This is a genomic window from Nocardia panacis (assembly GCF_003598715.1).
Classification (GTDB): Bacteria; Actinomycetota; Actinomycetes; order Mycobacteriales; family Mycobacteriaceae; genus Nocardia; species Nocardia panacis.
The window spans coordinates 55,434-80,442 of the sequence record NZ_QZFU01000014.1 but is presented as its reverse complement, the minus strand read 5'-3'; the positions used below and the strand labels follow the sequence as shown (position 1 = coordinate 80,442).

General features: G+C 67.2%; 21 protein-coding genes. 14 read left to right on the top strand and 7 right to left on the bottom strand.

Going from position 1 to position 25,009, the window contains the following annotated elements:
* Positions 1 to 4: 4 nt before the first annotated feature.
* Positions 5 to 1,192 carry a MarP family serine protease gene (locus D5S18_RS06505; protein WP_120038908.1) on the top strand — a complete coding sequence of 396 codons (1,188 nt, stop codon included), beginning with the start codon at positions 5 to 7 and terminating at the stop codon, positions 1,190 to 1,192.
* A gap of 83 nt (positions 1,193 to 1,275) precedes the next feature.
* Here D5S18_RS06505 and D5S18_RS06500 read toward each other — a convergent pair whose 3' ends face one another.
* From D5S18_RS06500 to acs, 4 genes are all read right to left on the bottom strand, one after another.
* Positions 1,276 to 2,226 (bottom strand): alpha/beta fold hydrolase, encoded by a 951-nt coding sequence (locus D5S18_RS06500; RefSeq protein WP_120038907.1) that lies wholly within the window; start codon positions 2,224 to 2,226, stop codon positions 1,276 to 1,278.
* Between the two features lie 71 nt (positions 2,227 to 2,297).
* On the bottom strand, positions 2,298 to 2,804 hold the full coding sequence (locus D5S18_RS06495; protein ID WP_120038906.1) for a phage holin family protein: 507 nt from the start codon (positions 2,802 to 2,804) through the stop codon (positions 2,298 to 2,300).
* Positions 2,801 to 4,081: a Na+/H+ antiporter NhaA gene (gene nhaA / locus D5S18_RS06490; RefSeq protein WP_120039036.1), complete on the bottom strand. Its 1,281-nt coding sequence runs from the start codon at positions 4,079 to 4,081 to the stop codon at positions 2,801 to 2,803. The genes D5S18_RS06495 and nhaA overlap by 4 nt, the downstream gene beginning before the upstream one ends.
* A 191-nt stretch (positions 4,082 to 4,272) precedes the next feature.
* Positions 4,273 to 6,219: an acetate--CoA ligase gene (gene acs, locus D5S18_RS06485; RefSeq protein ID WP_120038905.1), complete on the bottom strand. Its 1,947-nt coding sequence runs from the start codon at positions 6,217 to 6,219 to the stop codon at positions 4,273 to 4,275.
* Between the two features lie 461 nt (positions 6,220 to 6,680).
* Between acs and D5S18_RS06480 the strand changes: the two genes are divergently transcribed.
* The 5 genes from D5S18_RS06480 (at position 6,681) to D5S18_RS06460 (ending at position 12,671) form a co-directional block, all read left to right on the top strand.
* Positions 6,681 to 8,234, top strand: coding sequence for a peptide ABC transporter substrate-binding protein (locus D5S18_RS06480; protein WP_120039035.1), 1,554 nt, complete (start codon positions 6,681 to 6,683; stop codon positions 8,232 to 8,234).
* A gap of 24 nt (positions 8,235 to 8,258) precedes the next feature.
* Complete coding sequence (locus D5S18_RS06475) at positions 8,259 to 9,185, top strand: ABC transporter permease (protein ID WP_120038904.1); 927 nt, start codon at positions 8,259 to 8,261, stop codon at positions 9,183 to 9,185.
* Entirely contained in the window at positions 9,178 to 10,125 is a 948-nt protein-coding gene (locus tag D5S18_RS06470; protein WP_120038903.1) for an ABC transporter permease, read from the top strand. The genes D5S18_RS06475 and D5S18_RS06470 overlap by 8 nt, the downstream gene beginning before the upstream one ends.
* A gap of 8 nt (positions 10,126 to 10,133) precedes the next feature.
* Positions 10,134 to 11,834 (top strand): dipeptide ABC transporter ATP-binding protein, encoded by a 1,701-nt coding sequence (locus D5S18_RS06465; protein ID WP_120038902.1) that lies wholly within the window; start codon positions 10,134 to 10,136, stop codon positions 11,832 to 11,834.
* 93 nt (positions 11,835 to 11,927) lie between these two features.
* Positions 11,928 to 12,671, top strand: a complete 744-nt coding sequence (locus D5S18_RS06460; RefSeq protein ID WP_120038901.1) for a Fic family protein — start codon at positions 11,928 to 11,930, stop codon at positions 12,669 to 12,671.
* Positions 12,672 to 13,162: 491 nt separating this feature from the next.
* Here D5S18_RS06460 and D5S18_RS06455 read toward each other — a convergent pair whose 3' ends face one another.
* A complete protein-coding gene (locus D5S18_RS06455; RefSeq protein WP_439651088.1) occupies positions 13,163 to 14,002 on the bottom strand; it encodes an HAD family hydrolase in 840 nt (279 codons plus the stop codon).
* A gap of 527 nt (positions 14,003 to 14,529) precedes the next feature.
* On the opposite strand from D5S18_RS06455, the gene ssd reads away from it, so the two are divergent.
* The 3 genes from ssd to D5S18_RS06440 all read left to right on the top strand — a co-directional run bounded on the left by ssd (position 14,530) and on the right by D5S18_RS06440 (position 18,050).
* A complete protein-coding gene (gene ssd / locus D5S18_RS06450; RefSeq protein WP_120038900.1) occupies positions 14,530 to 15,636 on the top strand; it encodes a septum site-determining protein Ssd in 1,107 nt (368 codons plus the stop codon).
* 178 nt (positions 15,637 to 15,814) lie between these two features.
* Positions 15,815 to 17,002 carry a TadA family conjugal transfer-associated ATPase gene (locus tag D5S18_RS06445; RefSeq protein WP_120038899.1) on the top strand — a complete coding sequence of 396 codons (1,188 nt, stop codon included), beginning with the start codon at positions 15,815 to 15,817 and terminating at the stop codon, positions 17,000 to 17,002.
* Positions 17,003 to 17,258: 256 nt separating this feature from the next.
* Positions 17,259 to 18,050 carry a type II secretion system F family protein gene (locus D5S18_RS06440; RefSeq protein WP_120038898.1) on the top strand — a complete coding sequence of 264 codons (792 nt, stop codon included), beginning with the start codon at positions 17,259 to 17,261 and terminating at the stop codon, positions 18,048 to 18,050.
* Between the two features lie 638 nt (positions 18,051 to 18,688).
* Here D5S18_RS06440 and D5S18_RS34365 read toward each other — a convergent pair.
* On the bottom strand, positions 18,689 to 19,144 hold the full coding sequence (locus D5S18_RS34365; RefSeq protein WP_147403864.1) for a hypothetical protein: 456 nt from the start codon (positions 19,142 to 19,144) through the stop codon (positions 18,689 to 18,691).
* 277 nt (positions 19,145 to 19,421) lie between these two features.
* On the opposite strand from D5S18_RS34365, the gene D5S18_RS06430 reads away from it, so the two are divergent.
* The 4 genes from D5S18_RS06430 (at position 19,422) to D5S18_RS06415 (ending at position 21,692) form a co-directional block, all read left to right on the top strand.
* Complete coding sequence (locus tag D5S18_RS06430; RefSeq protein WP_120038896.1) at positions 19,422 to 20,024, top strand: type II secretion system F family protein; 603 nt, start codon at positions 19,422 to 19,424, stop codon at positions 20,022 to 20,024.
* A gap of 243 nt (positions 20,025 to 20,267) precedes the next feature.
* On the top strand, positions 20,268 to 20,507 hold the full coding sequence (locus D5S18_RS36075; protein WP_120038895.1) for a DUF4244 domain-containing protein: 240 nt from the start codon (positions 20,268 to 20,270) through the stop codon (positions 20,505 to 20,507).
* Positions 20,508 to 20,563: 56 nt separating this feature from the next.
* Positions 20,564 to 20,872, top strand: a complete 309-nt coding sequence (locus tag D5S18_RS06420; RefSeq protein WP_239003581.1) for a TadE family type IV pilus minor pilin — start codon at positions 20,564 to 20,566, stop codon at positions 20,870 to 20,872.
* 448 nt (positions 20,873 to 21,320) lie between these two features.
* Complete coding sequence (locus D5S18_RS06415) at positions 21,321 to 21,692, top strand: Rv3654c family TadE-like protein (RefSeq protein ID WP_345789700.1); 372 nt, start codon at positions 21,321 to 21,323, stop codon at positions 21,690 to 21,692.
* Positions 21,693 to 21,897: 205 nt separating this feature from the next.
* Here D5S18_RS06415 and D5S18_RS06410 read toward each other — a convergent pair whose 3' ends face one another.
* Entirely contained in the window at positions 21,898 to 24,291 is a 2,394-nt protein-coding gene (locus D5S18_RS06410) for a DEAD/DEAH box helicase (protein WP_120038894.1), read from the bottom strand.
* Positions 24,292 to 24,728: 437 nt separating this feature from the next.
* Between D5S18_RS06410 and D5S18_RS06405 the strand changes: the two genes are divergently transcribed.
* A complete protein-coding gene (locus D5S18_RS06405) occupies positions 24,729 to 24,935 on the top strand; it encodes a cold-shock protein (protein WP_011206895.1) in 207 nt (68 codons plus the stop codon).
* Positions 24,936 to 25,009: the final 74 nt, after the last annotated feature.

The window sequence follows — 25,009 nt, the reverse complement described above, 5'->3', positions numbered from 1 at the left end:
GGCCATGAGTTCGTCGGTCTGGCTCGATATCGGTGTCGTCCTGCTGGCGCTGACCTTCGCCTCCACCGGATGGCGGCACGGCGCGGTCGCCTCGGCGCTGTCGTTCCTCGGCGTGGTTCTCGGCGCCGTGGCGGGCATCCTGATCGCCCCGCACATCCTGGTGCATGTCGACAAGGGCCGCGTCTTCATCGGGTTCCTGCTGATCGTGGCGCTGGTCATCGTCGGCGAGATCGCGGGCATGGTGCTGGGTCGGGCGGCGCGCGGCGGCCTGCGTCATCCCTTCACCCGGACCGTGGACAGCGTGCTCGGCGCGGTGCTGCAGGGGGTGGCCGTGCTGGTGGCGGCCTGGTTACTGGCGCTGCCGTTGGCGACATCGGCGCAGCCCGCGATCGCGACGGCCATCAATGGCTCGCGGGTGCTCTCCGATGTCAACAGCGTCGCGCCGAACTGGTTGCGGCAGGTGCCCACCGAATTCTCCAAACTGCTCGACACCTCCGGGCTGCCGACGGTCATCGGGCCGTTCGGTCGCGCGCCCATCAAACCGGTCGACCCGCCGGATCCGAGCCTGGCCCGCAGTCCGGTCGCGGCGGATCTGCAACTGCGGGTGCTGCGCATCCACGGTGTCGCGCCGAGTTGTCAGCGCGCGCTGGAGGGTTCGGGCTTCGTGGTCGCGCCCGAGCGCATCATGACCAACGCCCACGTGGTCGCCGGGACCACCACCATCCGGGTGGACTATCTGGGTCGGCAGCTCGACGCCTCGGTGGTGCTGTTCGATCCGCAGACCGATGTCGCGGTGCTCTCCGTCCCCGGCCTGACCGCCGAGGTGATCCCCCTCGCGCCCGATCACGCGCGGGCGGGCGACAGCGCGATCGTGCTCGGTTATCCGGGCGGCGGCCAGTATTCGGCGAGTATCGCCCGCGTCCGCGACACGTTGGACCTGAGCGGGCCGAATATCTACCGCAACGGCAGCGTGGACCGCGAGGTGTACACCATTCGCGGTCAGGTCCGCGCGGGCAACTCCGGTGGGCCGCTGGTGGATACGGAGGGCCGGGTGCTCGGGGTGGTGTTCGGTGCTGCCGTGACCGACGAGGACACCGGCTACGCCCTGACCCTCAACGAGGTCCGCAAGCAACTCGACGCCGCCGCGGGCTCGACTTCGTCCGTGGACACGGGAGCCTGCGTCCTGAGCTGAACGAACCCGGTCGGTCTCGGCCGACCGGGTCTATAGCGTCTCGGCCCGACCAGGCTTGTATCTCTGCCTGACCGGCTCGGCGGTCAGGCCAGCAGCTTCGCCAGCTCGGCCGTGACCGCCGTCGGATTCTCCTGATGGGCGAAGTGCGCCGCCTCGGCAATGGTGACCAGCCTGCGATGCGGTGAGAGGTCGTGCCCGCGTCGGAAGGTGCGCGCCAGCAGATACGGATCCAGCTCGCCGCGCATGGCGAGCACCGGAATCGAGATCGGTTCGCGCATGGTGGCCATGAAGCGTCGACCATCCGGTCGCCACTGACTGCGGAAGGCCCAGCGCTGATACTCCAGCGCGCAATGTGCGGCGCCCGGAATCCGGATGGCCGAACGCATCCGGCGTGCGGTATCGACGAATTCGGCCGTATCCGACCACGACGCGCCGACCCGCGCGCGCAGCAGCCGCTCCACCTCGAAACCCGCGCCGCTGGTCAGCAGCCGCTCCGGATAGCGGGGCAGTTGGTAGCGCAGGAAATTCGGCAGCCAGGCGCGGCGCTGGGACCGGTCGCGCAGGACGGCGCGCTTGAGCGCCACCGGATGCGGGGAGCCCACCACGGCGATCGACCGCACCAGTCGCGGATGCAGCACCGCCGTGATCCAGCAGACCAGTCCGCCGTCGGCATGGCCGACGAGGGTGGCCTCGGAATGGCCGAGCGCGCGAATCAGTCCGGCGATATCCCCGGCCAGCGTCCACCCGTCATAGCCGCGCGGTGGCTTGTCGGTATCGCCGTAGCCGCGCAGATCCACCGCGACCACCCGATGTCCGAGCGCGGCCAGTCCGGTCAGTTGATGCCGCCACGACCACCACAGGTCGGCGAAGCCGTGCAGCAGCACCACCAGCCGCGCCTGCGTCAATTCCGCCTCGCCCAAGCCGGATTCGGCCTCGACGACATGGAAGCGGATGCCATTGGCGCGCACATCCCGATGGGTCCACGGTCCGTCGTAACGGACGCTGGACGGATCCGGGGGGAAGTTCGCCGACACGCCGACCGAGCGTAGTGGGTCGGCGTGCCCGCGAGCGAACCCGCGCCGTACGCGGCGGCGTCGAAATGCGTTTACTGAGCGGTGGGCTTGTCGAGCGCGACCTTCGTGTCGTCGTGCGCGGCGGCGCCGAGTCCGTGCGGCAGGACGCCGACTGCTTCCTTGAGCGAGTCGATCGTCTTCTGCGGTGCGCGCAGCTTGCGCACCTTCAGATAGCCGAACCAGCCGCAGACACCGGCGGCCACCAGCATGAGCAGGAAGACGATGCCGAAGGCCGCCCACCGGTACAGCCAGACATCGAGCAGCTCGGCCAGGAAGAAGAAGAAAAAGAAAAGGCTGAACAGCAGAATGGTGAGCGCGGCGATGAAGAAGACGCTGCCCTGCAGGCCCTTCTTCACCTCGGCGGTGACCTCCGCCTTCGCCAACGCCACCTCGGCCCGGACCAGGGTCGACATCTGTTCGGTCGCGTCGCGGACCAAGCTGCCGAAACTGGCCGAACCCGCGGGGTTGGCATCGGAGAGCGGGATGGAGGTCACCGTGCGCCCGGCGTCATTCCCGTTACCGCCCTGGTTGAAACTCACTTGATCGACCCTTCTCCCTTTCCCGGCACTGCTTCGGCATCGTCGGATGTGCGGTGTTCCCGGTCATCCCGTTCCTGCGCACGCGCGTCGCGCGCCGCCTGGTGGACACGCCCTCGCCGCAACAGTAGCGCCGAACCGGCCAGGGAAGCCGCCATTGATGTCACCAACACAGCGGCCTTCGCCAATTCGGCGGGGGAGCCATCGGCTACGTCCGCGAGTGCGAGTTCCGCCACGAGCAGGCTAACGGTGAACCCGATCGCGCCGAGCACCGACAGGGCGAACATATCCCGGTGCCCGAGTTCGGCTGGGCGTTTGGTGAGTCCGAGTCGAACGCTGAGCCAGCTGACACCGAAGATGCCGACGGTTTTGCCGATGAGCAGTCCCGCGATGACGGCCAGTGCCAACCTGTCGCTGAACATCTGTCCGAAGACCTTGCCGTCCAAGGGAACTCCGGAGGCGAACAGCGCGAAAAGGGGTACGCACAATCCGGCCGAGATCGGTTGGATCAGATGTTCCAGCCGGGCGGCGGGCGCTTCGTTCTCGCCGGGATCGGTGCGCACCCTGGTCAGCAGTCCGAGCAGCACCCCGGCCAGGGTGGGATGAATTCCCGCCTCGTGCAACGCATACCAGGACAGCAGCGCCAAGGGGAGGTAGACCAGCGGCGTGCTGACCCGTCGCTGCTGCGCCAGCGCCCACCCGGCCAGGCTCGCGGCGGCGGTGACCAGCCACAGCATCGAGACCGACGCGGTGAACAGCACCGCGATCAGGATGATCGCCATCAGATCGTCGACCACCGCGAGGCTGAGCAGAAAGACGCGGGCGCCTGCCGGGATTCGCGATCCGGTCATGGCCAGCACCGCGAGGGCGAAGGCGATATCGGTGGCGACAGGGATGGCCCAGCCGCGATCCATACCGGGTTGGCCGAAGCCGATCACGAAGGCGATGAGCGCCGGGGTGACCACGCCGCCGATGGCGGCGAGGATGGGCAGCGCGGCCCTTCTACGATCGGCCAGTTCGCCGATCACCAACTCCCGCTTGAGTTCCAATCCGGCGACGAAGAAGAAGACGGTCAGCAGTCCATCCGAAACCCATTGGGCCAGCGGCATCTCCAGGTGCAACGGGGGTATCGCGAAGACCGCCTCGGCCATGGCGGTGTAGCTGTCGCGCAGCGGCGAGTTGACCCAGAGCAGCGCGAGGGCGGCCGCGATGAGCAGCAGTGCGCCGCCGACGGTTTCGGTGCGTAGGTAGCGGGATAGTTCCGAGCGCACCTGAGTGATCACGGGGAAGACCTTTCGGCAGGACGGGCACGAACCGCGAACGATCGCCTACCGGTCGGAATGTCCGATACACCTGTCCGCGCGCCGACCAGACTTCCCGGCACACCTCACTTCTTACGGAATTTTAACAGCTACGGCCGGTGACGGATATCGTCACCGGCCGTAGCATGCGCTGCCGTCGTTCTATAGAATCACGCGCGACTCGCCCGGATCGCCTCGAACACATCGGGATCCACCAGCGTCGAGGTATCGCCGAGTTCGCGGCCCTCGGCCACATCGCGCAGCAGGCGGCGCATGATCTTGCCGCTGCGGGTCTTCGGCAGTTCGGGCACGATGTGGATCTCGCGCGGTTTGGCGATCGGGCTGATCTCGCGCGACACCTCGGCCTTCAGTTCCGCCACCAGTGCCGCACCGGATCGCGCCGCCGCCTCGGCGGTCAGGATGACGAAGGCGACGATGCCCTGCCCGGTGGTCGCGTCGCCGGCGCCGACCACCGCGGCTTCCGCGACACCCGCGTGTCCGACCAGTGCCGATTCCACCTCCGCGGTGGAGATGCGGTGGCCGGACACATTCATCACATCGTCCACGCGGCCGAGCACCCACAGATCGCCGTCGGCGTCGAGCTTCGCGCCGTCACCGGCGAAATACCAGCCCTGCGCGGCGTAGCGCTCCCAATAGGTGGTGCGGAACCGGTCCATATCGCCCCAGATACCGCGCGCCATCGACGGCCACGGCTGGTCGAGCACCAGGTAGCCATTGGCCTCGGTCTCGCCGAGCCGCACCGGTTTGCCCTCCTCGTCGACGACGGCGGCGGAGATACCGGGCAGCGGCGTCATGGCCGCGCCGGGTTTGGCGGCGGTGACGCCCGGCAGCGGGGAGATCATGATGGCTCCGGTCTCGGTCTGCCACCAGGTGTCGACGATGGGTGTGCTGCCCGCGCCGATGACCTCGCGATACCAGCGCCAGGCCTCGGGATTGATCGGTTCGCCGACCGAGCCCAGCACGCGCAGGCTGGTGAGGTCGTGGGCGTCGGGGATCTCCCGCCCCCATTTCATGAAGGTACGGATCAGCGTGGGCGCGGTGTAGTAGATGGTGACGCCGTACTTCTCGATGATTTGGAAGTGGCGATGCTGATCGGGGAAATTGGGTGTGCCCTCGTAGACGATCTGGGTGGCGCGATTGGCCAGTGGACCGTAGACGATGTAGGAGTGCCCGGTGACCCAGCCGATATCGGCGGTGCACCAGTAGACGTCGCGTCCGGGCCGGTGGTCGAAGACGGTGTGGTGGGTGTAGGCGGCCTGGGTGAGGTAGCCACCGCTGGTGTGCAGGATGCCTTTCGGCTTTCCGGTGGTGCCGGAGGTGTAGAGGATGAACAGGGGATGCTCGGAATCGAAGGGCTGCGCCTCGTGCTCCGGTGCGGACCGTTCGACGGTCTCGTCCCACCACAGGTCCCGACCTTCGGTCCAAGGGGTGTCGATCCCGGTGCGGCGCACCACGAGCACATGCTCGACGGTGTGCGATCCGGTGCCGAGCGCCTCGTCCACCGCGGTCTTGAGCGGTGCGGGAGCGCCGCGCCGCCACTGCCCGTCGGTGGTGATGACCAGGCGCGCCTCGGCGTCATCGATGCGCTGGCGCAGTGCGGTGGGGGAGAACCCGGCGAACACCAACGAATGCGTGAGGCCGAGCCGGGCGCAGGCGAGCATGGCGATGATGGCTTCCGGAACCATCGGCATGTAGATGGCGACGCGGTCGCCGGCGCGCAGGCCGAGTTCGGTGAAATAGTTCGCCGCCCTGGACACTTCGGCGAGCAGATCGGAGTAGGTGAGGGCGCGGGAGTCGCCGGGCTCGCCTTCCCAATGGATGGCGACCTGGTCGCCGTGACCATCGAGGACGTGCCGGTCGACGCAGTTGTAGGCGACATTGAGCTTGCCGTCGACGAACCACTCGGCCACGGGCGCGTTGCTCCAGTCGAGCGTCCGCGTCCACGGCTCGTGCCAGTGCAGGCGACCGGCCTGCTCGGCCCAGAACCCCTCCCGATCCGCGGCGGCCCGATCGTAGATCGAGGCATCGGCATTCGCCTCGGCGGCGAACTGCGGGCTCGGCGGATACGCGTCCCGGTAGTCGGTCGTATCGGTCATGTCGTCTCTTCTTTCACGTAACCCTGGGAGCTAGGGGGTCCGGCAACCTCTTCGACAGTAGCCAACTGTGACGCGCGTCGCGCCCGCAGATCGGTCGGGGGCGGCCGGCGTCGGATCGCGCGTCGCGAGCCGCGACAACCGCACCGCAACTAGCGCAGTTGCGTAGATTCCCGACGTGTCGGTCGGCTTTTCCGGCCGAAAGGTGATAATCCAATGGCGTTTTCATGTTTCGGCGATGTTGCCTCGGCGGTAACAAGTGGCACGAACCTGGCTCAATCCGATGACAGACGCCGTTCGGGGTGGCTAACCTCCGATGCATTCGACAACGGATCGTGTCGAGACGCGCCCGGAACACATCCGGTGTGCGAATCGCATGTTCCTCGTCTTTCTCGAAAAGGGAGAATGCGTTGAGATTCAAGACTGCAACCGCCCTCACGGCGGCGGTTCTCGCCGCCGCGGGCATGGGCCTGAGTGCCTGTTCCTCCTCGGGCGGAGCCGATAGCGATATCGTCACCGTCAACGGCGGCGAACCGCAGAATCCCTTGGTGCCCACCAATACCAACGAGAACTACGGCGGTCGCGTGGTCGACCGGCTCTACGCCGGGCTGAAGTACTACGACGGAAACGGCAACTCGCACAACGAGTTGGCCCAGTCCATCGAGAGTTCGGACCGCAAGAACTACAAGATCACCATCAAGCCGGACTGGAAGTTCAGCGACGGCTCCTCGGTCACCGCCAAGTCCTTCGTCGACGCCTGGAACTACGGTGCGCTCGGCACCAACGCCCAACTGCAGAGCTACGTCTTCCAGGGCATTGTCGGCTTCGACGACGTCAACTCGAAAACCCCGACGGCCCAGACCATGTCGGGTCTGAAGGTGGTCGACGACAAGACCTTCACCGTGGCGCTCAAGCAGCCGTCGATCGACTTCGAGACCTCGCTGGGGTACGCGCCGTTCTACCCGCTGCCCGACGCCGCGTTCAAGGATATGAAGGCGTTCGGTGAGAACCCGATCGGCAACGGTCCCTACAAGTTCGCCCGCACCGGCGCGTGGGAGCACAACGTCAAGATCGACCTGGTGCCCAACCCGGAGTACAAGGGTGGCCGCGCGCCCAAGAACAAGGGCCTGCGCTTCGTCATGTACCAGTCCTTCGACACCGCCTACGCCGACCTGCAGGCGGGCAATCTCGATGCGCTGGACAACATTCCGGACAGCGCCCTGACCACCTACAAGAAGGATCTGGGCGACCGCGCCATCACCAAGCCGACGGCGCAGAACCAGCACATCGGCATCCAGCAGAACGCGCCGCACTTCGGCGGCCCCGAGGGTCTGCTGCGCCGCAAGGCCATCTCCATGGCCATCGATCGCGACCTGATCTGCGACAAGATCTGGAAGGGCACCAAGCTCCCGGCCCGCGACTTCACCGCGAGCACCCTGCCCGGCTTCGACGCCAATCTGCCCGGCTCGGAATACCTCAAGTACAACGCGGCCGAGGCCAAGAAGCTCTGGGCCGAGGCCGATGCCATCGCGCCCTGGTCGGGTCGGTTCGAGATCGCCTACAACTCCGACGGCGGCCATCAGCCCTGGATCGAGGCGACGGCCAACAGCATCAAGAACACCCTGGGCATCGACGCGATCGCCACGCCGTACCCGACCTTCAAGACCATCCGCGACAAGGTCAACACCCGCACCATCGGCACGGCCTTCCGCTACGGCTGGCAGGGTGACTACCCGACCATGCTCCAGTTCCTGACCTCGCAGTACTTCAGCTTCTCCGACACCAACAATGTCGACTACAAGAGCCCCGAGTTCGATGCCAAGCTCAATGCCGCGCTCGCCGCGCCCACCGAGCAGGAATCGTGGAAGCTCGTCGGACAGGCCCAGACGCTGATGTTCAAGGATATGGTCGATATTCCGATGTTCGATTACATCGCCAGTGCGGGCCGTTCGGAAAAGGTGAAAAAGGCCGAACTCGCCTGGAGTGGTCTCTTCGACTTCGAGAATATCGAGAAGTAGGACCGCGGCGCGAGCGGAGGAACAATGGCTTGGTATATCGTGCGGCGTCTGCTGCAGATGATCCCGGTCTTTATCGGGGCGACGCTGCTCATTTATGCGATGGTATTTCTGCTACCCGGTGATCCGATCAAGGCGTTGGCGGGTGACAAACCCATGTCGCCCATTGTCGAGGCGCAATTGCGCGCCCGGTATCACCTGGATCAGCCCTTCCTGATCCAATATTTGGAATATCTGAAGGGGATCGTCACCTTCGATTTCGGCACCTCGTTCTCGGGTCGGCCGGTGCGCGACGAACTCGCCAGGGCCTTCCCGATCACCCTGCGGCTGGCCGTCATGGCGGTGGCTGTCGAAGGCATCTTCGGCGTGACGTTCGGCCTGATCGCCGGGCTGCGCAAGGGCAAGCTGTTCGACTCGACCATGTTGGTGTTCAGCCTGTTCATCATCGCGGTGCCGATCTTCGTCATCGGTTACCTGGCGCAGTACTTCCTCGGTGTCAAGTGGGGGATCGCGCCGGTGACCGTCACGGGCAAGGCCACCTTCGGTGAGTTGCTGATACCTGCCTGCGTCCTCGGCTCGCTGTCGTTCGCATCGGTGTTGCGTCTCACTCGAAATTCAGTTGCGGAGAACATGACCGCCGACTATGTGCGGACCGCGACGGCCAAGGGGTTGGGTAGGCGGCGGGTGGTCACCGTCCATATTCTGCGCAACTCCATGATTCCGGTGGTGACCTTCCTGGGCGCCGATCTCGGCGCGCTCATGGCGGGCGCGATCGTGACAGAAGGAATTTTCAACATCCCCGGCGTCGGTGGAACTTTGTATCAAGCGGTCACTCGCGGCGAACCGCCCACCGTTGTCTCATTTGTCACGATTTTGATCGTGATCTTCCTGGTGTCCAATTTGCTCATCGATCTGCTCTATGCCGCACTCGATCCAAGGATTCGCTATGCCTGAGGTCAAAAGCCAGCGCGGCAAACAGGGATATTTCGTCGCGCCCGCCGACGAGGTGGAGGTACTCGCCACCGACCAGGTCACCGAGACCGGCTCGCCCACCAGCCTGTGGCGCGACGCCTGGCGACAACTGCGCCGCAACCCCATCTTCATCGCGGCGGCACTACTGCTGCTGTTCGTCGCGGTCGTGGTGGTGTGGCCGCAGCTGTTCACCGACCAGGACCCGCGCTACTGCAACGGTGAGTTCAGCATGGGGCCGAGCCAGAGCGGGCATCCCTTCGGCTTCGACAAGCAGGGATGCGACGTCTACGCCAGAACCATCTACGGCGCGCGCGCCTCGGTGTTCTGCGGTATCGGCGCGACCATCGTCTTCGTGCTGATGGGCGGCTCGCTCGGCGCGCTCGCCGGATTCTATGGCGGACTGCTGGATTCGCTGGTCTCGCGCGTCGCGGAGATCTTCTACGCCATCCCGCTCATGCTGGCGGCCATCGTCATCATGCAGCTGCTGCGTCAGCGCTCCATCTGGACAGTCATCCTGATCCTGGCCGCCTTCACCTGGCCGCAGGCCGCGCGCATCGCCCGAAGCGCGGTCATCGAGGCCAAGAACAGCGACTATGTGATGGCGGCGAAAGCATTGGGCGTCTCGCGTTTGCGCACCCTGTTGCGGCACGTGCTCCCCAACTCGGCAGGCCCGCTGATCGTCGTCACCACCATCTGGCTCGGCGTCTTCATCGTCACCGAGGCGACGCTGTCCTTCCTCGGTGTCGGCCTGCCCCGCACCATGGTGTCCTGGGGCTCCGATATCGCCATGGACCGCACCGAGATTCGCACCTCGGCCATACTGTTCTATCCCGCGACGGCCCTGGCGTTGACCGTGCTCAGCTTCATCATGCTCGGCGATGCGGTGCGCGACGCGTTCGACCCGAGGGCCAGGAAGAGGTGACGGCCCCCATGACAGCTCCGGAACCCCTGCTCCAAATCCGCGACCTGAACGTCTGTTTCCGCTCCGAAGGCAAACAGATCCCGGCCGTCCGCGATGTGAACCTGTCGGTATATCCGGGTCAGACCGTGGCCATCGTCGGCGAATCCGGATCGGGCAAGTCCACCACCGCGCACGCCATCATCGACCTGCTGCCCGGCACCGGCAAGGTCACCTCCGGCGAGATCCTCTTCGACGGAAAGGATCTCGCTTCCGCCTCCAAGAAAGAGGTGATAGGGGTGCGCGGCAGCGGTATCGGGTTGGTCCCGCAGGACCCGATGTCGAACCTGAACCCGGTCTGGAAGATCGGCTTCCAGATCAAGGAGACACTGGAGGCCAATGGCGTCGCCAAGGGCAAGCAGGCCACACGGCGCGCCATCGAACTGCTCGAGGAAGCGGGCATGTCCGACGCCGAGCGTCGGGTCAACCAGTATCCGCACGAATTCTCCGGCGGTATGCGCCAGCGCGCGCTCATCGCCATCGGACTCGCGTGCCGCCCAAAGCTGCTCATCGCCGATGAGCCGACCTCGGCACTCGACGTCACGGTACAGCGGCAGATCCTGGACCATCTCGATGGTCTGACCGATGACCTGGGCACCGCCGTGCTGCTGATCACCCACGATCTCGGCCTGGCCGCCGAACGCGCCGAACACCTGGTCGTCATGTACCGCGGCCGGGTCGTGGAATCCGGTCCGGCACTGCAGATCCTGCGCGATCCGCAACACCTCTACACCAAGAAACTGGTCAACTCCGCGCCATCGCTGGCCTCGCAGCGGTTGTCCTCCGGCGTGGCTCGGGCCAAGATCCGCGAACAGGCCGTCCAGGTGGCCGAGGAGATCGCGGCCGCCGAACCCGAACAGGTCGCCGTCTCCGACGATGTGGTGGTCGCCGAGAAACTGACGAAGATCTTCAAGATTCGCGGCAGCGCGCCGTGGAAATCCTCGGATTTCGTCGCGGTGGACGATGTGTCGTTCAAACTGGCGCGCGGCACCACCACCGCGATCGTCGGCGAATCCGGTTCCGGCAAGTCGACGGTCGCGCGGATGGTTCTCGGACTGCTCGACCCGACCGGCGGATCGGTGACCTTTGACGGCAACGAGGTCGCCAAGCTGGATGCCAAGGGCGCGTTCGCCTTCCGGCGGCGCGTGCAGCCGATCTTTCAGGACCCGTACGGCTCCCTCGACCCGATGTACTCGATCTACCGCACCATCGAGGAACCGCTGCGCACCCACCGCATCGGCACCCCGAAGGAGCGCGAGCACACGGTGCGCGAGCTGCTGGACAAGGTTTCGCTGCCGTCCACGGTCATGCGCCGCTACCCGAACGAGTTGTCGGGCGGTCAGCGCCAGCGGGTGGCCGTCGCCCGCGCCCTGGCGCTGAATCCGGAAGTGGTCGTCTGCGACGAGGCGGTCTCCGCCCTGGATGTGCTGGTCCAGGCGCAGATCCTCAAACTGCTCAACGACCTGCAGGCCGAACTCGGCCTGTCCTACCTGTTCATCACCCACGACCTCGCGGTGGTCCGCCAGATCGCCGACGACGTCCTGGTCATGCAGAAGGGCAAGGTGGTGGAATCGGCCACCACCGACGAGGTCTTCGACAATCCGCGCGAGGAGTACACCCGCCGCCTGCTCGAGGCCATCCCCGGCCGCGACCTGCTCACCGGTTCGGCCTGAGACACCCACTCGCGCACGCGGATTCGATCGGGTGCGACCGGCGTCGGCAGGTGACGCAGGTCGCACCCGATCGCGCAAGTAGCCTCATGAACCGTGACCGATCCGCTACAGCCCCTCGTCGACCTGCCCGGCGTGCGCGCCGCCGCCGACCGGGCGCGCGACGCCCTGGCCGAGGTGCATCGGCACCGCACCAACCGGCGCGGCTGGCCGACCACCGCCGCGGAGGCCGCCGTCCGCGCGTCCCGCTCCTCGGCGGCCATTGAAGGCGCGAGCACCGAGATCCCCGCCGACGGCCGCGTCGCCGACCCGGTCCTGGCGGGCTCGCTGCGGGTCGGTCAGGCCCTCGACGGCGACGCCCTGCGCAACCTGGTCGGCATCTGGCAGCGCGCGCCGCTGCAGGCACTGGCCCGGCTGCACCTGCTGGCCGCCGCCGACCTGACCGACCCCGAACAACTCGGGCGACCGACGTCGGATCCCGACGTCGCCGAACGGCTCGATATCCTCGGCCAAATCGTCCTCGGCTCGCCCGCGCCCGCACCCGTCCTCGCGGCCGTGGTGCACGGAGAACTGTTGGCGCTGGCGCCCTTCGGGTCCGCCGACGGTGTGGTGGCGCGTGCGGCCTCCCGGCTGGTCACCGTGTCGAGTGGGCTCGACCCGCACAGCCTGGGTGTGCCGGAAGTGTTCTGGCTGCGGCGGCGACAGGAGTACCTCGCCGCGGCGGAAGGCTTCGCGAACGGCGATCCGGACTCCGTGGGCGACTGGGTGATCCTCTGCTGCGCCGCACTCGAAGACGGTGCGCGGGAGGCGACTTCGATCGCGGAGTCGGCCGCCGAATAGGGGCGGACACATCAAAGCGGGCGGCGTTGTCTTTCGACCTCACCGCCCGCTAGCACGGACTACCGGGTTACCAAGCGTGCTGGGTGGGTTGTGTCCTTTCGGCCTCGGCGATGATGCGGACTCCGCCGGTTCATCCCCGCAACCTGTGCGAGGCCATCGCCGACAATTATCCGAATCTCGCAGGCCCACAACGCTTCTGCCCTTGTCGCGGCGCGCTCCGCGTGGGTGCCTGGTGCCCGTGCTGGGAAGGTTCGGTCGGGAGGCTGAGCCTTCTCTTCCGGCCTAGCCCTGGCCTTCCGTCCTTCCTTAGTTACCTTTCTACCCTGTGATCGCACTCACATCAAGAGCTGGGAAAACATTGAATTATCGGCGTGTCCATCGGCGTTTCGTGGTTAAATCCCATGTCTCGTGCCAGCCGAACCCGAGTCGGCAACCCTCCCGCAATGCGCCGGAACAGCGCGGTCGTGCCAAGGTGACGAGTCGGTTACGGATCAGCGGCGGCGGCGCAGCAGCCGATAACTGATCGCCCCGGCCAGCACCGCGCTCAACCCCACCGCCGCCGTAGCGGCAAGGGTGGTCGACGAGGGCGACTGGAACCGCGTCCACAGCGACACCGGATTCGAGAACGTCAGCACCGGCCAGCCCCGCGCCACCGCCTCCCGGCGCAGATTCCGATCCGGATTCACCGCCGTCGGATGACCCACCGCCGACAGCATGGGCAGATCCGTCATCGAATCCGAATAGGCGTAGCAGCGCGAGAGATCGTATCCCGCTGTGGCGGCGAGCTTTTCGATCGCTGCCACCTTCCCCTCGCCATAGCAGTAGAAATCCACCTCGCCGGTGTAGCGCCCCTCCTCGACCACCATGCGGGTCGCCGCCACATGTGCCGCGCCCAGCGCCCGTGCGATCGGCGCCACGATCTCCTCACCCGACGCCGACACGATCACCACGTCGTGCCCCCGAATCCGGTGGTCGGCAATGAGATCCGCCGCCTCGGCGTAGATCAGCGGATCGACCAGTTCGTGCAGCGTCTCGGCGACGATGGATTTCACCTGCTCCACATCCCAGCCCGCGCACATGCTGGTCAGATGCGCCCGCATCCGCTCCATCTGATCGTGGTCCGCCCCCGAGAGCAGGAACAGGAAGTGCGCGTAGCTGCTCTCGAGCACCGCCCGCCGATTGATCAGACCCTGCGCGTAGAACGGCTTGCTGAACACGAAGGTGCTGGACTTGGCGATCACCGTCTTGTCCAGATCGAAGAAGGCCGCGATCCGGCCGCCCTGCGGGGTTCGATGGTCCGCGAACTGTCTCACATCGCCTTCGGCCGTCACGGGTACAGACTATGCGGGGCTTGCGGAGGGTCGACGCCATTGGCATACCTTCGCCCCGCGCGCGGGTTCGTGGAAGTGTCGCGGAACACATTCCGGTGGCGTGTTCGAGTCGGTCGCCGGCGGGGTCGGAGATGCCCGTCGGGTGCCCCGCGCGGTGGTGGTCGGGTGGGGGAGTCGGAGCCCTTTTGAGCGGCGTAGTGGCCCTTCTCCAGGGGTTTGCTCGGCACGAGTCGGGCCGGTGGCGGGCCGAAAATTCTGCCGAGACGGACTTGCGTTGCCGCCGGGGAGTGGGTGTAGTATTGCTGTCACCTGGACATGGTCCAGGCGCGTTCAGCCCGACCCCCCGGGGCTGAACCCGACGGCCCCAGCCTCCTCCCCCCCCGGCTGGGGCCGTCCTCTATTTCGGGGGAGGTTCATCACTTTCGGCCATCGCGCGTCGCGCCGGGACCTATCCACAACTCGCGTGTTGTCCACACTCGCTCGGTCGGGTCTTCTCGCGATGGACGGTCGCGACAACGCTGATCGGTATGGATTCCCAAGCCGCACAGGGCTGCTCGCCCGGTATCACCGCGCCACCGGTGCTGGCACTCCTGAGCGATACCCCACTGCGCGAGGAGGTCCGGCGCATCGCCGCCGCCTCCGAGCGCGTTATCGACGAGCGTGCCATCCCCGTCGGCAGGCATCCTTGGTCCGCCGCCGCGATGGTGATTCTCGACACGGCGGCGGCGCTGGCCTGCTCGTCGGCGGGGTATCCGCGGCGGCTCGGCATCGTGCTGGTCACCGATGGCGAACCGGAACTGGCCGATTGGCGCGCCGCGTCGGCGGTCGGTGCGGAGTCCGTGATCGCACTGCCCGATGCCGCGGTCGGCCTTATCGAGAAGTTTGCCGACTACGCCGAACCGCACTCGGGCGACGGTGTAATCGTCGCGATAGTCGGCGCGGTGGGTGGCGCGGGAGCCTCCGTTCTGGCCGCCGCCACCGCGCTGCGCGGTGCTGCCCAACGCTTTCGGCGCGACACCCTCTTGATCGACGCGGCCCCTTTCGGCGGCGGTATCGACCTGCTGTTCGGGCTGGAATCGGCACAGGGCCTGCGCTGGCCGGACCTGGTCGTCGAGGACGGTCGGGTATCGGCGGCGGCTCTGCACGCGGCGCTCCCGCAGGCCGCCTCCGGTTTGGTCGTCCTGTCGTGCGGCCGGGTCACCGCCGGAGAATTGCCCGCGGCCATCGGCGCCTCCGCCATGCGCGCCGTTCTCGAAGCGGGCCGCGCCGCAGGCGATTTGGTGGTGTGCGATCTGTCCTCCGAGCGGGGTCCGCACGCCGACTGTGTCATCGACGCGGCCGATTTGGTGGTTCTCGTGGTTCCCGCCCGCCTGCGCGCGCTCGCTGCCGCCGAATCGGTCCGCACCCAGCTCCGCGCCCGAAATCCCAACCAGGGACTGGTAATCCGAGGTCCTTCTCCCGGCGGACTCCACATCCCCGAGATCTGCGACATCCTCGATCTTCCACTCGTCGCTGCCACCCGGCCGCAACCCGGCCTCACCACCCACTTGGAACGCGGCTCGCTGCCCATGCGCCGCGGTCCCCTCCGCACCACCGCCGACGCCATCCTCGCCGTTCTGACAGGACCAGCATGAGCACCCACTTGTCCCGCCACCGAATTCGCACGGGCGCAACAACTTCTGTGGTCGCTCTCGGGTCTGTGCCTCGCGAACCTCTGCCCGAGACGCCAACCAGTGCAGAGGTGTTCGCCGAACAGATCCTGGTGTTCGGCTGCTGTGCAGTGCTTTACGAAACGCCATCGGTGGTGGGGCGATGAGCGGGTTGGTGACGCCGGAGCTACTGGATCGAGTTCGGGAACGACTGGCTGGGGAGGCGGCGGATCCGGATCCCGCGCGAGTGGCCGCCGCGATTCGGGCCGAGGCCGGTGGGGTGCTCGGCGATACGGATCTGCTGCGGGCCTTGCGGCTGCTCCAGACCGAACTGACCGGCGCCGGAATACTCGAACCGCTGCTGCACGATCCGCACGTCGCCGATGTGCTGGTCACCGGCGCGGATTCGGTCTGGGTCGATCGCGGCGCCGGCCTGCGACGGGCGGCGGTGACCTTCCCGGATGAGGCCGCGGTGCGTCGCTTGGCGCAGCGGCTGGCCCTGTCGGCGGGCCGTCGTCTCGATGACGCCCAACCGTGGGTCGACGGCCACCTGTCCGGTTGGGAAGTGGCACTGGGGAATTCGTTCGGTGTACGTCTGCACGCGGTACTCGCGCCCATCGCCCACGGCGGCACCTGCCTGTCGCTGCGGGTTCTGCGCCCCGCGACACAGGGGCTGGAAGAGCTCGCCGCCGCAGGCGCCTTCCCGGTCGCGGCAAAACACTTGCTGGAGCAGATAATTCGCGCTCGACTGGCCTTCCTCGTGGTCGGCGGCACGGGGGCGGGCAAAACTACGCTGCTCGCGAGTCTGCTGGCCAAAGTGGATCCGGCCGAACGGATCATCTGCGTCGAGGACGCCGCCGAGCTCGCGCCACCGCACCCCCACGTGGTCCGAATGGTGGCCCGCACCGCGAATGTCGAGGGTGTCGGCGCCGTCACCGTCCGGGAACTGGTCCGCCAAGCCCTGCGCATGCGCCCCGACCGGATCGTCGTCGGCGAGGTGCGCGGCGCCGAGGTGGTGGACCTCCTCACCGCTCTGAACACCGGCCACGACGGCGGTGCGGGCACCGTCCACGCCAACTCCCCACAGGAGGTCCCGGCCCGCCTGGAAGCCCTGGCGGCCCTCGGCGGTATGGACCGCGCCGCCCTGCACAGCCAACTCGCCGCCGCAATCCAGGTCGTCCTGCACGTCCATCGCCGCCCCGATGGCACCCGCGCCCTGCGCGAAATCGGCCTACTCCATCAATCCGATTCGGGCCGCATCCAAATCACCCCGGCCTGGCGCGCCGACTCGCACCCCACCCCCGCCGCCGACACCCTCACCCGCCTCCTCGCCGAACGGCTCAACCCATGACCCAACACCTCCCTATTCCGTTCCTGCCGCCACGGTTCCGCTGGAGGGGATCCCCATGCGCTTGCCCTGGTGAGTACTCGCTCCACGAAGGTTGGCTCGGCGTGTGTAGGTGCTCGGCTCGTCAGAGTGCTCTATCCGTTCGAAGGTTCGGGCAGCGCGAGTGCTTCGCATGTCAGAGTCGCTGTCGGCGTCAGCCGTTCGATCGGTCGCCGCTTGAATGGCGTGGTCATTGCGGTCCCGTCGATCGGATGCGTCGATGAGTCTGGCGCTCGCATGTTCGGCGATCGCGCTGCTGACGCTGCCGGTGTCGCGGGCGCGACGTCGGTCCGCCGCGCTGTTCCGGACTACAACCGGTACTCGAAAATTCGTGCAGAGCAGGGTAATTCGAGGCGGTGCCGCATTGGTGGTGCTCGGTGCGCTCGGGCTGGGCATGGGGCCTGCGGTGGCGGCGACGCTCGTCGCGGGCACATTGTCGATGCGGCTGCGGCGGTCGGACGCGCAACGACGACGCGAGGTCGAATGCGACCGACTGTTGGAAGCACTCGAGGCCACGGTCGCGGAACTGCGCGTCGGTGCGCACCCGAGCACCGCCGCCGAACTGGCATCGGCCGAGGTGGCGGGAGAGGCGGCGTGGGCGCTGTCGACCTGCGCCGCGCGCGGCAGACTCGGCGGCTCAGCGGCCGATGGCCTGCTTTCCCCCAATTCGATAGTGGCTCCGGAACTGTCCCGCATCGCCGGCGCATGGCGCGTCGCCGACCAGCACGGCCTCGCCCTGGCCGAGCTACTGGCCGCCGCCCGCACCGACCTGCTGTCCCGTATCCGTTTCCGCGCCCGAACCACAGCCGCACTCGCCGGCGCCCGAGCCAGCGCAACCGTCCTCGCCGGTCTCCCCCTCCTGGGCCTGACCCTCGGCCAACTCATGGGTGCCGCCCCACTACACGTCCTGTTCGCCTCCCCTACCGGAACGATCCTCCTCCCACTCGGCTCCGCCCTGGCCTGCTGCGGCCTCCTGTGGACAGACGTAATCACCCGAAAGGTACTGATATGAACCACAACCACAACCACAACCACTCCACCCCACCGCACGGCCCATCAATGCGAGCGGCCTCGTTGGCCAACCGCTCCGAAACGATCGGCTCGTAGATGTTCATCCACCAAGATCTGCTCGGCGCACCGCCGGTGGCGAAACGTTGGAGGGGACACCACCGGCACCGCGCTCGAGCCGCCGCACACGTACCGGTACCGGTGCCTGCCCGCATAGTTGTTCTCCCGATCCGCGATGTGCGGAGATTCGCTGGATCCACCCTCGCCGTGTCGGACTCAGACGGGGGTATTGGCTGGTCTCGGTCGGCCGTTGACTTGCCTCTGCGTTCTTGTGATGCGTGTCGCGTTCGAGTCGTTGCGCAGGTGTCGGTGCCCGAATCTGCGTTGGTGCATGCCCGGACAAGTGTGCCCACGATCCGCGATGTGCCGCGACGCTCTGGACCGACCACCGCCGTGTCGGATTCAGGTGTGGGCGTTGGCAGGTCTTGCTTGACCGTTGACTTGCCCCGGCGTTCTCGTGATGCGTGCCGCGTTCGAACTGTTGCGCATGTGTCGGTACCTGAGTCTGCGCCGGTGCATGCGCAGACGGGTGTTCCCGCGATCTGCGAGGCAAATGAACCCGCTGGCATCGACATCGATGTGTCAGATGTCGATGCGGACCCGGCAGGCCCCGTGGCACCGTCGGTCGGCCTCGGCGTTTTCGCGATCTGCGAAGGGCTCGCGCCGCTGCCCGTGCATCGGTGCCAGAACCCGGACCAGTGTCAGCCCAGATGGGTTGGCCCGCGATTCGTAGTGCGCATGGATCCTGCGGTACCGAAGACCGCCGCGCCTGTTGCCGATGTGGGTACCGGTGGGACCCGCGTCACCGTCGGCCGGCGGAGGCGTCCTTGCCATTCGCGATGTGGTCTTCGCGCCGGTGCTGCCGTTTTGGTTGCCGATGTGGTCACCGGTGGGGTTCGCGCCGCCGTGTGCTCGCTTGGTTGTTCGTCTGGTCCGCGATGCGGCTTTCGGCACCAATACTCCTTTGTTGAGTACCGATATGCGCATCGGCAGGTCTCGCGCCATCGTCGACCGGTTGGACGATTTCGCGATCCGCATCCGGGCTGGGGTGCGTCGTCCGCACCGGTTCATTGGAGGCGTACGCAGCATCGGCAGGACCTGCGTCGGTGTCGGCCCACGCAGGCGGATGCCCGATGCGGTGCGGCGGCAGCAGGTTTCGATGCTGCGGAGGCAAGTAGCGCTGATCTTGCGCAGGTCCGTCGCCTGCGAGCGCGGAGGCGAGTTCCGATGATGTGGACGACTGTGGACAACTCGCATGGCGGGTGGAAGTTGGGGTCCGCTAGGGGAATTCGTGGTATCGGAGGGGGCGGTCGGGATGACGGGCGGGGTGCCGGTTCTGCTGATTGCGGTGGCGCTCGTGCTGCTGCCGGGGCGGGTGTCGGTGCGCAGGCGGTTGCGCGGGTTGGGGTGGGTGCGGGTGGTGGAGCGGACGCGGCGGGTCGTGGCGAAGGACGGCGGAGATCCGTTGGCGGTGGCTTCCACATTCGATCTGCTGGCGGCATGTCTGCGGGCGGGGCTGCCCATGGCAGGGGCGGCGCGGGCGGTCGCCTCGGGAGCGCCCGCGCCGTTGGGCGCCGCGCTCCTGCGCGCGGCAGACCTGTTGTCGCTGGGTGCCGACGCGACCGCCGCATGGGAGTTGGCGGCCCGCGAGGCGCCGGGCGCGGCCGAGGTGACGACCCTGGCGCGGATGGCTCGCCGCTCGGCGCGGTCCGGCGCATCGCTGGCGGTCGCGGTGGGCGAATTGGCCGAGCAGCGGCGAGCCGTAGTCGAGGATGCTGCCGCCGCGCGGGCGGAACGTGCGGGTGTGCTCATCGGCGGCCCGCTCGGCCTGTGCTTCCTCCCCGCCTTCGTCTGCCTCGGCATCGTGCCCGTGGTGATCGGACTGGCAGGCCGGGTGCTCGATGGTGGGCTGCTGTGACACCGACCCGCTTCACCCCGGTGATGCGGGTGTCGTTCAGGCTGCTCAGTCGGGTGGTGTGGGTGTCGTTCATGCCGCGCGACCCGGTGATGCGAGTGTCGTCCAGGCCGCTCGATTCGGTGATGTGGGTGTTGTCCGCGCCGCGCGCGAGTCTGTTCGGTACCGCCCTCAGCGTCAGGCCCTCGCGAACAAACCGACAATCCGGGCGGATCGGCCGTTCGGACCGTAGGAAAGGGGAAGAACATGCCTCTGAAAGCAATCCGGGCGCGCACGCGCACCGCGCTGTCGAGCACTGCGCGCGAACTGCGCATACGCCTGGCCGAAGTCATCGTCGCCGAGGACGGTATGAGTACCGCGGAGTATGCGGTGGGCACCGTGGCGGCAGCCGCCTTCGGCGCGATCCTTTACGGAGTGGTGACCGGCGACAGCATCGTCAACGCGCTGACCAAGATAATCGACCGTGCCCTGAACACCAAGGTGTAGACCCGGAGATTCGCCGTGGCGCAACGTGTTTCGCCCGCGATGCAGGTGCGGTCACGGTGGAGGCGGCCATCGCTCTCACCGCGGTCGTACTGGCGGTCGTGCTGTGCCTGGGTGCCCTGCTGGCGGCGTCGACCCAGGTGCGCTGTGTCGACGCCGCCCGCGAAGCGGCCCGCCTGGCCGCGCGCGGCGACCGCGCGACCGCACTCGACGCCGCCCGCCGTGTCGCTCCGCCCGCCGCCGAGATCTCCCTCCGTGCCGACGCCGACCATTGGACCGCCGTCGTTACGGCCCGCACCCACCTACTCCCCGGCCTGCGCCTCCGCGCCGAAGCCATCGCCGCCAACGAACCGGACCCCACACCATGACCAACCACACGACAAGGCCTGTCGCGGTGGCCGCGCCGGCGGCGGTGGGTACGCGGCCCCCACCAACTGTGGGGGTGGTGGCCTCCATCCCGCTGAGGACGACACGGGGGCAACTCGGCAGGGTTCTTCCCGAGCCACCACACCAACACTGCGGCGCTATCCGGCCAACTCCGTCGCTCTGGTAGCGACAGCCGCGAGTACCTGCCGGCGGATCGCAGCGGCCGTCCACTTCGTCGGCGTGATGCTCTTCACGATGGTGGCGGCCAATCAACAGGCTGCCCGTCGGTGGGCGTGTGCTCTCGCCTCGGCGGGAGCGTGGGAATCGCTCGTGGTCCGGCTCGGCCGTCACGTGGCGCGGGTCACAGCGCCTGTGCGCTCGGGGATACAGCGCCTCCTGCAAGCGAGAGCCGCTATCCCGGCTCGATCGTGGGGGCGGTTCGTCATCTTTGTGCGCGATGTGACGGGCGGGGCGACGGTGTTGGCCTGTTCGGCTTTGGTGGGGCTCATCACGGTGACGGTGCTGATCGGGCAGGTGGGTGCCGTGGTGGTCGCCAGGCATCGGGCGCAGGCGGCAGCTGACCTCGGGGCATTGGCGGGGGCGGGCGCGTTGGAGGGAGGTGTCGAGGCTGGGTGCGCGGCGGCGGGGGAAATCGCGGGGCGGATGAAGTTCCACCTGGAAGGGTGCGAGGTGAGTGGTTGGGATGTCACCTTAAAGATCACTGAGAAAATACCAATGGGTCTGTTCGGAGTGCGAACGATACGGGCGATCGCGCGGGCGGGGCCGGCCGAAGAGGTTGATCCGGCCACGGAAATTCCATGAATTCCCGAAGTGTCAAATTGTGAACAGATCATTGTCCGCATTATCGGTGAAAGTTGAATCGCCGGGTAATCCATATCGGGTGAGGTGCGCACTTGGCAATACGTCAGTTAACATGAATTTATTCCTCTTTATTCGAGCCGCAGTGCGTCGCTGCCGGAAGTTCGCAGCGCGATGATCGATAGGTCACGCTGCGGGCGCGATCGGATTACGATTCGCACGCGAGATCTTGATCTTCGGCCCGGTCCAGTTCGGTGAGCACGGCCGCGAGCAGTCGCGCGGCCCCCGCCTTGTCGAGTGGATGGTTCCCGTTGCCGCACTTGGGCGACTGGACGCAGGAGGGACATCCGGCCGCGCACCCGCACGAGTCGATGGCCGCGAGGGTGGCGCCGAGCCAGTCGCCTACCCGGCCGAATCCCCGTTCGGCGAATCCCGCGCCGCCGGGCTGCCCGTCGTAGACGAAGACCGTCGGCAGCCCGGTATCCGGATGCTCGGCCGTCGACACACCGCCGATATCCCAGCGGTCGCACGTCGCGACCAGCGGTAACAGGCCGATGGCGGCGTGCTCGGCGGCGTGCAGCGCACCCGGTGCCCGACTCGATTCGATCCCGATCCGGGCGAGCAGATCCGGCGTCACGGTATAGAACACGGCGTGGGTGGGCAGCGTCTGCGCGGGCAGATCCAACTCGACGAGGTCGAGCACCTCCCCGGTGGGCAGTTTTCGCAGGTAGCCGGTGACCTGACTGGTCACCCGGACCCGCGCCAACCCCATGGTCACCGGACCGTGTGCGCGGCGCTCGATAATGCCGTCCATCGATATCGAGGTGAGCTGACGCGCACTGGTGATCCATCCCGGATCACCGTGCCGTACGAAGGCAACGCCGCCCTCGAGGTCGAGTTCGTCGACCAGGTAGGTCTCGCCCTGGTGCAGGTGAACCGCGCCGTCGTGCAGGGTGGCCGCCGCCCGCCCGGCGTCGGCGGTCCCGAGCAGCCTGCCGGTCTCGGCGTCGACGATCGCGATCGGCGTACCGAGACCGCCGCGCACATCGACGGCGTCGTGCGGCTGCGCGTCGGCGGTGACGTACCAGCGCGCGCCGCGACCGTTGGTTTCGCGTCGCCGAATGTGCCCCTGTGCGGCGAGTTCGCGCAGCACCCCTGCCGCGCCGTATTCCGTCACTTCGATATCGGTGAGTGGTAGTTCCAGTGCGGCGCACAGCAGTTGCGGACCGAGCACGTAGGGGTTGCGCGGATCGGTGATGGTGGCCTCGACCGGCTTGTCCAACAGCGCCTCGGGGTGGTGCACGAGGTAGGTGTCGAGCGGATCATCCCTGGCCACGAGCACTGCGAGCGCTCCCTGTGTACGTCGCCCCGCCCGACCCACCTGCTGCCAGAAGGAGGCGACAGTCCCCGGAAAGCCCGCGAGCACCACGGCATCCAATCCGGCGATATCGACGCCGAGTTCCAGCGCGTTCGTGGTCGCGGCCCCGAGCAGCGACCCGTCGGCGAGCGCGGTCTCCAGCGCCCGTCGATCCTCGGCGAGGTACCCGGCCCGATAGGCCGCGATCCGTCCGACCAGCGTCGCATCGACCTCCGCGAGCAGCCTGCGGGTCTCCATGGCGACGACTTCCGCGCCGCGCCGGGACCGCACGAAGGTGAGCGTGCGCGCGCCCTCGGCGACCAGGTCGGCCATGATGCGGCCTGCCTCGGCCGTCGCCGCTCGCCGTACCGGCGCGCCGTTCTCCCCGGTCACCGCCGTGAGCAGCGGCGGCTCCCAGAGAGCCACCGTGCGCGCCCCCTGCGGTGACCCGTCCTCGGTGACGGCCACGCAGGGCGCGCCGATCAAACGGCTCGCGGCCGCGGCGGGTTCGGCGGTGGTCGCCGAGCAGAGCACGAAGACCGGACTCGCCCCGTAGTGGGCGGCCAGGCGGCGCAGTCTGCGCAGCACCAGCGCCACGTGTGAGCCGAAGACTCCCCGGTAGGCGTGGCATTCGTCGACCACGACGTACTGCAGCCTGCGCAACACCCTGGCCCAGCGCTGATGCGAGCGCAGCAGTCCGACGTGCAGCATGTCCGGGTTGGTGAAGATCCAGCGGGCATTGGCCCGGACCCACTGCCTGATCTCGGCAGGGGTGTCGCCGTCATAGGCCGCCGGATGGATTTCCCGCAGCGGACCCTCGTGGGTCAGCGCGCCGACTGTGCGCAATTGGTCGGCCCCGAGCGCTTTGGTCGGCGCGATATACAGGGCCGTGGCCCGAGGATCGTCGCGCAATGCGGTCAGTACGGGCAATTGATAGCCGAGGGATTTGCCGGATGCGGTCCCGGTGCTGACCACGACGTCGATGCCGTTGACGGCGTGCTCTGCAGTCGCCGTCTGATGTATCCACGGCGTGTCGATACCGCTGGTCCGCAGTGCCGAGACGACGTCCGGGGCGGCCCATGCCGGCCATTCGGCATGTCGTGCCGGGCGCGCGGGGAGTTCGGCGGCATGGGTCAATCGGGTGTGCGCGTCGGGCAGTCCGGTCAGGACACGATTCAGCAACGATCCGTCGCGGCGGAGGCCGGGATCGACCGTTTTCCCGGTGGTCCGGTCGGTCGGTTTCATGCGACACGATCCGCGACACGCCAGGAAAGTGTGAAACGTGAACGGTTGAGAAGCCTCACCAGCCATTTCGATACCCAATAGCGACCTGGGTCACAGCGTGTTTGCCGAACGCCCACTCGGTTATCGGGAGGCAAACGAACCAGAAGTCTGGATTCCGGCATTGTGTCCCTCACCTGCGCATTCGCAAGATCAACTTTTTTGCAAATTGTCGGTAACTCGACTGTTGAATTGCGCGAAGACATGGTTCACTGGTTCCTGGTCGCAAGCTTCTGTGTTCGAGGGACGGATCCAAAGTCCAAACCGTCAGCAGGATCGATGTTGCGAACGGTGTGCTTGGTGCTTTCCTAGCAGGGGGAACCAACAGTACAGCGGTCGGAACGGACCCGGTGGACGAACCCAGTTGTCCGCCGTTCCGGTAAGAAAAGAGAAGGAACAGAATGGCACAGGGAACTGTGAAGTGGTTCAACGCGGAGAAGGGGTTCGGCTTCATCGCGCCGGAGGACGGCTCCGCTGACGTCTTCGTCCACTACTCCGAAATCCAGGGGTCGGGCTTCCGCACCCTCGAGGAGAACCAGAAGGTCGAGTTCGAGGTCGGCCAGGGCACCAAGGGCCCGCAGGCCACCGGAGTTCGCGCGCTCAGCTGAGCGGCGCAAGTTCCATCAGTTCGTCCCTCACCCATGTGAACGGGGTGAGGGACGAACTGTATCCGGGGGCATCC